At 43.4% G+C, this 8,917-nt stretch carries 8 protein-coding genes; 2 read left to right on the top strand and 6 right to left on the bottom strand.

All coding sequences use genetic code 11. The features are described from left to right. Together C7B70_RS27805 and C7B70_RS14745 are read left to right on the top strand one after the other, a co-directional pair. Positions 1-182: hypothetical protein (locus C7B70_RS27805; protein WP_233220945.1), on the top strand; the 182-nt coding region annotated here is incomplete at its 5' end. A 7-nt stretch (positions 183-189) separates the two neighbouring features. Continuing rightward, positions 190-1,131, top strand: a complete 942-nt coding sequence (locus C7B70_RS14745) for an alpha/beta fold hydrolase (protein WP_106369784.1) — start codon at positions 190-192, stop codon at positions 1,129-1,131. Here C7B70_RS14745 and tyrA read toward each other — a convergent pair. The 6 genes from tyrA to C7B70_RS14715 form a co-directional block, all read right to left on the bottom strand. Next, entirely contained in the window at positions 1,063-2,172 is a 1,110-nt protein-coding gene (gene tyrA, locus C7B70_RS14740; RefSeq protein ID WP_106369783.1) for a bifunctional chorismate mutase/prephenate dehydrogenase, read from the bottom strand. The genes C7B70_RS14745 and tyrA overlap by 69 nt on opposite strands. Before the next feature lie 64 nt (positions 2,173-2,236). Next, positions 2,237-3,313 (bottom strand): anthranilate phosphoribosyltransferase, encoded by a 1,077-nt coding sequence (gene trpD, locus C7B70_RS14735; RefSeq protein WP_106369782.1) that lies wholly within the window; start codon positions 3,311-3,313, stop codon positions 2,237-2,239. A gap of 21 nt (positions 3,314-3,334) precedes the next feature. Beyond that, positions 3,335-4,579, bottom strand: coding sequence for a tryptophan synthase subunit beta (gene trpB, locus C7B70_RS14730; protein WP_106369781.1), 1,245 nt, complete (start codon positions 4,577-4,579; stop codon positions 3,335-3,337). A gap of 24 nt (positions 4,580-4,603) precedes the next feature. Then, positions 4,604-5,422 carry a tryptophan synthase subunit alpha gene (trpA, locus tag C7B70_RS14725; RefSeq protein ID WP_106369780.1) on the bottom strand — a complete coding sequence of 273 codons (819 nt, stop codon included), beginning with the start codon at positions 5,420-5,422 and terminating at the stop codon, positions 4,604-4,606. Positions 5,423-5,466: 44 nt separating this feature from the next. Continuing rightward, the gene (gene trpC / locus C7B70_RS14720; protein ID WP_106369779.1) at positions 5,467-6,297 is read right to left on the bottom strand and encodes an indole-3-glycerol phosphate synthase TrpC; all 831 of its coding nucleotides are present in this window, start codon (positions 6,295-6,297) and stop codon (positions 5,467-5,469) included. Positions 6,298-6,312: 15 nt separating this feature from the next. Continuing rightward, positions 6,313-8,541, bottom strand: coding sequence for an anthranilate synthase (locus C7B70_RS14715; protein WP_106369778.1), 2,229 nt, complete (start codon positions 8,539-8,541; stop codon positions 6,313-6,315). Positions 8,542-8,917: the final 376 nt, after the last annotated feature.

Raw genomic sequence — 8,917 nt, 5'->3', positions numbered from 1 at the left:
CCATTGGGGGACGAGTTGCCTCCCCCAAACCCCCTGCAAAATGTCTCTCAATGATGCGTTGGAGAGGGTTTGAGGTAGTTGTATTTTTGGTTTTTATTTTTATTTTAACAAGTTGCGAAGCTCTGCGATCGCCCTATCCTTATTTCTCTGGCGTTAAAATAAAAGAAATAATCGTAGTGTAAGTAAAACGTGATTTCTGAGCATTGGCAACAACGGGTTGGTTCTCAACGAGATTGGGTTTGGCGCGGTTGGCAAACTCGTTATACTTATGTGCGATCGCCTCAAAAAACAAGTACGCCACTAATTTTACTGCACGGGTTTGGTACTTCTATTGGTCACTGGCGCAACAATTTAACTGTTTTGGGCGCGTCTCATACGGTTTATGCTCTAGATATGCTGGGTTTTGGCGCTTCGGAAAAACCCGCGATTAATTACAATGTCGAGCTTTGGGTTGAGCAAGTTTATGATTTTTGGCGGACTTTTATTAATACTCCGGTCGTATTAGTGGGTAATTCTACAGGTTCGTTAGTAACTTTAACTCTTGCTGCAACTTACCCGGAAATGGTTGCAGGTATCGCTATGCTGAGTTTGCCCGATTTGTCTGTCCGCGAAGAAGCTGTACCTAAATTTCTGCGCCCAATTGTCTCCAATCTTGAAAGTTTGGTGGCTTCAAAGCTATTATTTAAAACTGTTTTTCGCGTAGTCAATAGACCGGGAATTGTCAAAAAGTGGGCAGCTATGGCTTATTCTAATCCGGCGGCGGTGACGGATGAGTTAGTTGATATTCTCCTTGCTCCCGCGCAAGATCGAGGTAGTGCTAATGCTTTTGCCGGAATTCTAAAAGCAATGGTTGGTGCGGGTTTTGCCCCAAAAGTACAAAATGTGTTGCCGAACTTGAAAGTACCTATATTATTAATTTGGGGACAGCAAGATCGCATGGTTCCTCACAGTTTTGCCCGTCAGTTTGCTGACTATAATCCCCAGTACGCCCAGCTAGTTAGTTTAGAAAATGTTGGGCATTGTCCCCATGATGAATGTCCTGATGTTGTAAATCAAGCCCTTTTAGACTGGATTAGTGGTTTTAGCAAGGCTGGGGGCGGTTCTTTGAGTTTGGGTAACCTTTGCAGCTAGTAATAGGCTGAGGCTGTCGATAATATGGTTACTTTCGGCTACGGCTTGGTTTGCTCCTTGGGCGAAGGTGCTGGAAGTAGCGGCAAATTCGCGCTTTAAGGCGGCTTCGTCTTGGTTTTCTACTAATTGGGCGAGGCGGCTGTAAGTTTCTACTAACCTAGTAATGGCTTGACGGCGTTCTGTGGCGGCGGACATGATATCAACAGATAAAGCCGGATCTTGAGCAAATAAACGGCTAACTATATCAATTTCTAAGCGGTAAAGTGGGCTAGAAAATTCTAGGCTACGGCTGATGTCAATGCCTTCTTCGGCTAAAAATACGCCTAGGCTAAAGGTTGTAAAGTGCCTGATTGCCTGAATCGCTATCATCATGCGATCGTGTTCTTCGGGCGTACAGGCGATTAGTTTACCGCCACTACTTTCAATTAAGTCTAGTAGCCATTTAAAGACTTGCTCTTGACGACCTGGACAAACTATAACGTTTTGCGATAAAAATGATTGCACTCCAGGCCCGAACATGGGATGCAGGCTTAAAACAGGCCCTTTGTGCTGCTTGAGTAGTTCTTGGACTATGGGAGTTTTGACGCTGGTAATGTCTGCTAAAGCTGTATCTGCTTTGAGGTAAGGCGCGGCTTGTTGAATTACGCTGATGGTGTATTCGATGGGAACGCAAACTAATACTAATTCTGCTTTTCCTAATAGTTGTGCCGCTTCGTCCCAGTTATTATGTTCGAGAATGCTAACGTTATGACCAGCATGAGATAGTTGTTGGCTAAAAAAACTTCCTAGTTTGCCATTACCACCGATTATAGTAACTTTTCGGGGTTTGGCTGGGGTAAAAGAAGTAGAGGAAGCGATCGCCGCCGCGCAGCTAATTGTAATGCTTTTCCAAACAAATTCTGGCACGCCAGCTTGATTTAATAGTTGGGTAATATCGCCGGATTCTGCTTGTATAGGCAATGAATCATTTAAAATCGCAATTCTTTTACTGAGTAAGTTAATTATTTCCCGATCGATTTCCTTGAGACTCAAAGGTATCATGTTGAGATTGCAGGGGTACGGTGAATTGAAAAAAAAGGGGAAATTAATCCCCTAATTTTTGATGTCAGCGCAAAAAATGGACTAATTGCTCTAATTTTGACCACGCTGCACCACTGCGGAGAATGTCATGGGCGATCGCAATTCCTTTGCTATATTCCTCTGATGTAATTGCTTTCCCGACATAAAGCGCTAAGGCGGCGTTTAAAGCTACAACATTTTGTTGAGCCTCTGTACCTTTCCCTTGGAGTACGTTTTTAAGAATTTGAGCATTTTCCTCTACGTCTCCCCCTCTAATCTCGTCAGTTGCGGCTTTTTGCAAACCAAGTTCTTCAACATCTAACGTCATTAAACGGACTTGATTGTTTTCTAGTACCGCCAAATCGTTAATATCTGCTAACCCCGCTTCGTCTAGCTTTTCTCTACCATGAACAACGATCGCTCTTTCTATTCCTAGTTGCGATAAAGCACGAGCAATTGTTTCTACTAAACTAGGATCGCTAACGCCGATAATTTGCCCAGTAGGCTGCATCGGGTTAACTAATGGCCCTAATAGATTAAAAACTGTCCGCACCTTTAAAGTTTTGCGTAACCCGGCTACAGCCTTTAGCGCCGGATGCCAACCGGGAGCAAATAAAAATGTAATTCCCACTTCCTCAACGGCGGTGGTTACTTTTTCAACTTCGGAATTAAGGTTGATTCCTAAAGCCTCTAATACGTCGGCAGAACCCGTTTTACTAGAAGCTGAACGATTACCGTGCTTGGCAACTTTCACCCCGGCGGCGGCGGCTACAAAGGCTACTGCTGTAGAAATATTAAAGGTAGATGCCCCGTCTCCTCCCGTCCCGCAGGTGTCAATCAACGGTGTGGAACTGGGGATGCCTTTACTAATTGCGGATTGGGCGTGCAGAACTTGCGCCATTCCTACTAATTCAGTGGCGGTTACGCCTTTAGCTTGGATGGCGGCGAGAATTGCTCCCGATAGTACGGGCGGAATTGCCTCGGTTAACCAACCTTGCATCAAATCAGCAGCCGTCGGAATGCTGAGACTTTGCCCTGCTAGTAATTGTTCTAATAACTTGGGCCATTCAATCTCACTCGGTGCAATTATATTGTCAACGGTTGCTTGGGTTACAGCTATCATGGCGATTTTTTGTTTATTTTATTAACCGTCTTTGTGCAATGCTTTTGCTACTGTTTGGACATCTTTATCGCCACGCCCGGAACAGTTGATTACAATTCTGGGGCTACCTGTCAGTTGAGGACAAAGAGTGTCTAAATAGGCGATCGCATGAGCGGTTTCTAATGCAGGAATAATCCCTTCTTGCTGCGATAGTAATTGCAATGCGTCCAATGCCTGCTGGTCGGTAACGCTGTAGTATTCGGCGCGTCCTAGTTCTTTGAGGTAACTATGCTCTGGGCCGACTCCGGGATAGTCTAATCCGGCGCTAATTGAATGGGCTTCAACTACTTGTCCATCATTGTCTTGCAACAAATAACTCATTGCGCCATGTAGTACGCCAACGCGTCCTTTAGTTAAAGTAGCGGCGTGTTTGTCTGTTTCTACACCTTCTCCGGCGGCTTCAACCCCAATCATTCTGACACTGGAGTCGCTGACAAATTCATGAAATAGTCCCATTGCATTAGAACCGCCGCCCACACAAGCAAGCAGAATGTCCGGCAATCCGCCCCATTTCTCCTCAGCTTGCCAACGAGTTTCTTGTCCAATTACAGCATGAAAATCGCGCACTATCATCGGGTAAGGATGAGGGCCAGCTACAGAACCTAATATATAGTGAGTATTTTCTACATTTGTTACCCAGTCCCGAATCGCTTCGGAAGTTGCATCTTTAAGGGTTCCTGTTCCCGCCGATACGGGGCGGACTTCTGCGCCCATTAGTCGCATCCGAAATACGTTTAGGCTTTGGCGTTCCATATCTTGAACGCCCATGTAAATTACGCAGTCAAAGCCAAACCGAGCGCATACGGTGGCTGTAGCGACTCCGTGTTGTCCCGCTCCAGTTTCGGCGATAATTCGCTTTTTGCCCATGCGCTTGGCTAATAATACTTGCGCTAAAGCGTTATTAATTTTGTGTGCGCCTGTATGGTTTAAGTCTTCCCGCTTGAGGTAAATTAACGGGTTGCTATTTGCTGTGGCGTAGTGGGCGGTGAGACGTTCGGCAAAGTATAAAGGTGTAGGACGACCAACATAATCTTTAAGCAAGCCTTGTAATTCTTCCTGAAATCCCGAATCGTTGCAATACTTGTCGAAAGCTGCTTCTAGTTCCTCTAAAGCAGGCATTAGGGTTTCGGGAACATACTTACCGCCGAACTTACCAAACCTACCGAGGGCATCGGGTCTTTTGGGGTCGGACGCTGTGATATCGTAGATTTCTTGAATGCTGACCATTAGATAAATCCTCTATATTTTTACTTAAAGTGATGCTACTGGTTGTTTAGGCGCGATCGCACTTTTTAATTCTTGACACAGTTTCTCTACTGCTTGCAGTCCTTCGGCGGGTGTCCCAGTTTCCAACGCCCTGACAAAGGCACTACCGACAATTACTGCGTCAGCGCCCCATTCTTTGACTTGCTGGGCTTGTTCGGGTGAAGAAATCCCAAAACCTACGCCAATCGGTTTATCGGTAATTTGGCGCATTTCCACGAGTAAATCTTTGACTCTACTTTGAATTTGCGATCGCATTCCCGTTACACCCGTAACGCTAACTAGATAAATAAAGCCTTGGGACTTAGCAGAAATTGCTTTAATTCTAGTCTCAGAACTCGTTGGCGCAACTAACAAAATTAGCTCAATGCCTACTCTAGCCGCCGCTTCTAGTAATTCGTCTGCTTCTTCTAAAGGTAAATCTGGGACTACTAAGCCTTTAACCCCAACTTTAGCGATTTGCTCTAAAAATGGTTCAATTCCCCGGTTCAAAATCGGGTTGTAGTAAGTAAATAAAATAATTGGTGCTTTGATTTCGGGGCTGACTTTGGCAACTATTTCTAGCACCTGTTCTAACTTTGTATTTTTTTGCAGGGCGCGAGTTGCGGCGGCTTGAATTACTGGACCATCAGCTAGAGGATCGGAATAGGGAACGCCTAATTCAATTAAGTCTGCACCGTTACGATCTAGCACCTTTAAAGCTGCGGCGGTAGTTTCCAAGTCTGGATCTCCCGCCGTAATAAAGGGAATTAAAGCGCATTGTTTGGCTTGGCGTAAAGATTTGAGGCGTTGAGAAATAGCATTCATTGTCATAATTTACCTAAAAATAAGCACCAATTGGCAATTAGTAGCTAGCTTGCTTTATTGTCCAATAAAGTAAGCACGGCTTGTTCAACATCGGTTTGTTTGACTAAAGATTCGCCTACTAATACACTCCGAACCCCCGCCGCCGCAACAAAGGATAAATCTGTTGGCGAATACAAACCAGATTCGCTAACAACGGTTATCCCCATTGTCAAATGCTGGGATCTTTCCTGCATTAGCTGGCTAGTAGTTGCCAAATCAACGTTGAAAGTTTCTAGATTTCGGTTGTTGATTCCAACTAAACGTAAGTCAGAAAGTTTTAAAACGCGATCAAGTTCAGCTAGGGTATGGACTTCTACTAAAGCGTTCATCCCTAACGAGTGAATTAAGTACAAAAAATCTTGCAGGTTTTGGTCGGATAAAATAGCTGCAATCAAAAGCACTGCATCTGCACCCACAACCCGCGCTTTGTAAATTTGGTATGGATCAATAACAAATTCTTTGCACAATAACGGTACTTCTACAGTGGGACGAATGTTTTGCAAATTTTCAAAGCTACCTTGAAAAAATCTGCTGTCAGTAAGCACAGATAAACAAGCTGCGCCACCACGAACATAAGCAGTGGCAATTTCTACCGGGTTGAAGTTGTGGCAAATTATCCCTTTGCTAGGAGATGCTTTTTTAACTTCCGCAATTAAGCTAGGGTAGTGCGGACTATTTTGCAAAGCGCCAACAAAGTCTCGCACCATTGGCGCTGATTTTAACTGACTTTGCAAATCTCCTAGCGGTAACTGCTGGCGCATTTGGGCTATTTCTTGCTCTTTGTGCTGGACAATTTGAGCAAGAATATGTTGCGGATTTATCTGCGTCGCCGTCACTTAATAACTCCTGTTTTACGAATTTGAAAATACTACGCCATTTAATGTTTGGCTTTGCTGGGATCGGTTTTTGGCGAAAGTACAAACCACGTTGGCAATAATTGCTAAACCAACTTCTCCCGCCAAACTCATAATTGATTCTGGATGAAACTGCACCGCCGCAATCGGTAAAGTTTGATGTTCGATACCCATAATTACGTCATCATCAGAAATTGCTGTTACTTTTAGTTCTGGGGGGAGTTTTTGCGGTAAAGCAAATAAAGAATGGTATCTACCCACTTCAAAAGATTCTGGTAAACCTTGAAAAGCCCCAGAGTTTTGGTCAGTAACAAAAATCCGTGATGATTTCCCATGCTGAGGATAATCTAAAACTCCCAGTTCCCCGCCAAAAGCTTCCACAATACCTTGCAAACCTAGACAAACCCCAAAAATTGGTAGTTGTAGGCGGACGCAAGCTTTTACTGTATCTGGTACGCCAAAATCGTGAGGTCTACCAGGGCCAGGAGATAATACAACTAAGTCTGGATCTTCTTCGTCCAAAACTGACTCAGCAAAGCCATGACGTAAGGTAGTTACTGTTGCGCCAGTTTGACGGATGTAATTAGCCAAAGTGTGAACAAAAGAGTCTTCGTAGTCGATGAGTAAAACTTTTACTTTGCTGCTTTTTACTTCAGTAATACCTGCATAATCGCTACTTTTGTTAGAAAGGTTGTTATTTGCGGTAATTTTAGCGCGGCTAATTGTCTCAAATAGGGCGGCGGCTTTGGTTCTGGTTTCTTGTTCCTCTGCTTCGGCGATGGAGTCATAAAGCACCGTAGCACCGGCGCGAACTTCAGCGATGGAGTCTTTTAGTCTGATAGTCCGTAAAATTAAACCTGTATTCAAGTCGCCGTTGAAGGTCAAACAACCTACCGCCCCACCATACCAACGCCTTACACTATGTTCGTGCTGTTCTAAAAACTGCATTGCTGCCCGTTTTGGTGCGCCCGTAACGGTTACAGCCCAAGTATGGGTCAAAAAAGCATCTAAAGCATCAAATTGAGGTCTTAGTAAGCCTTCTACGTGGTCTACGGTGTGAATTAAGTGGCTATACAGTTCAATTTGTCGTCGCCCTATTACTCTTACCGAACCGGGTTCGCAAATTCTTGATTTATCGTTGCGATCTACGTCGGTACACATGGTTAATTCGGCTGCATCTTTGCCAGAATTAAGCAATAGTAAGATTTGATCGGCATCATCGATCGCATTTTGTCCCCGACTAATTGTGCCACTAATCGGACAAGTTTCAATCCTTTTTCCTTCTACTCGGACAAACATTTCGGGCGATGCGCCGATTAAATACTCGCCGCCCAAGTTAAAGATGAATCCGTAAGGACTAGGATTGATTTGCTGCAAGGTTTCAAATAACTTACTCGGTGCTTCTTCGCAAGCCGAGTAAAAGTTTTGACTGGGGACAACTTCAAATAAATCGCCCCGACGGAAGTATTCTAAGGCTTTATGAACTTTGCTGGCATATTCTCCAGGGGCGTGATCGACGCTTTTTTCAACTACTGCGCGACTTCCTCTATAATCAATTGCTTCACCTATTCTTGGCAATCCCTTTGTATTTCCCTGGGGGGTTTCAAGTTCGTACTGCAATAGAAAAGCACTTTGCAAATAGTAGTCAACTACAACCAGTTCATCGGGCAAATACAAAACTAAGTCGCGCTGATCTTCTGGTCTAATCTGGGTTTTGGGGACAGATTCAAATTGATAAACCAAATCGTAACCAAACGCGCCGTATAACCCCAAGTGTTCGTCTTCGTTGCTATGAAAAGCATTGAGAATTTCGCGGACGATGCTAAAAGCGGAAGGTTGTTTGCTGCGTTCTTCTTCGGTAAATAATTGTGCTGTTTGAACAATCGAACCAGTAATACAAGTTTCGTCTACTTCGATGCTTTCGATTTGGGATTTTTTGGTTAATCGTTCGGCTAAAAAGGGAATTAGGATCGTACCGCGTTTGTTTAAGGCTTTGATTGTAAAATTGCGATCGCACGTGCTTAATTCTAATGGCGGGTTGACAAATCCCATTGCCCATCTTTTGTATCTTCCTGGATATTCATAACTACTACCCAACAACCCGCCTCTTTGCGAATTGAGACTCCATAAAATGTCTTCTAAGGCTGTTTCAAGGGGTACTTCGGTAACAGTACGAGATACAATAATGCCGCTTTTGGTTGTATAGCAGTGGGAGTCAAACATCATAGAAATTTTCTCATAGGTAATAATTATGTAACACAAAATACTACAAAAACGGCGTGGGAGTCAAACATCATGGAAATTTTCTCACCGTTCTACTGCTTAAAGGTGTTTGCAATTACTTTTTTATAAAGAAAGCTGACAAAATAAACTCAATTTACATAAACATTTTGTTCGCCACTAAAACTTAATGACGAAGACTAATTTGTCTCGCAATCTTTTTGAAGTAGAGCATCTATAAAATGCTGGTTCTCTTTGCTAGAGTAGTTGTTATTAATAAGTGTTTACAATGAATTTTCTTTTGATTGAATTATCAATAATTTTGATATTATAAAACTCACTATTTTTATTTATAAGTTTATTGATAAAATGGATACAAATT

The organism is Chlorogloea sp. CCALA 695 (assembly GCF_003003885.1).
Classification (GTDB): domain Bacteria; phylum Cyanobacteriota; class Cyanobacteriia; order Cyanobacteriales; family Chroococcidiopsidaceae; genus Aliterella.
Note: the sequence above shows the minus strand (reverse complement) of the source record. Positions and strands in the feature narration are given on the sequence as shown.

Excerpts from the sequence above, each read along its gene's own strand:
- trpA (WP_106369780.1), bottom strand. The coding sequence starts at position 5,422 with ATGAATGCTATTTCTCAACGCCTCAAATCTTTACGCCAAGCCAAACAA.
- tyrA (WP_106369783.1), bottom strand. The coding sequence starts at position 2,172 with ATGATACCTTTGAGTCTCAAGGAAATCGATCGGGAAATAATTAACTTA.
- trpD (WP_106369782.1), bottom strand. The coding sequence starts at position 3,313 with ATGATAGCTGTAACCCAAGCAACCGTTGACAATATAATTGCACCGAGT.
- trpB (WP_106369781.1), bottom strand. The coding sequence starts at position 4,579 with ATGGTCAGCATTCAAGAAATCTACGATATCACAGCGTCCGACCCCAAA.
- C7B70_RS14715 (WP_106369778.1), bottom strand. The coding sequence starts at position 8,541 with ATGATGTTTGACTCCCACTGCTATACAACCAAAAGCGGCATTATTGTA.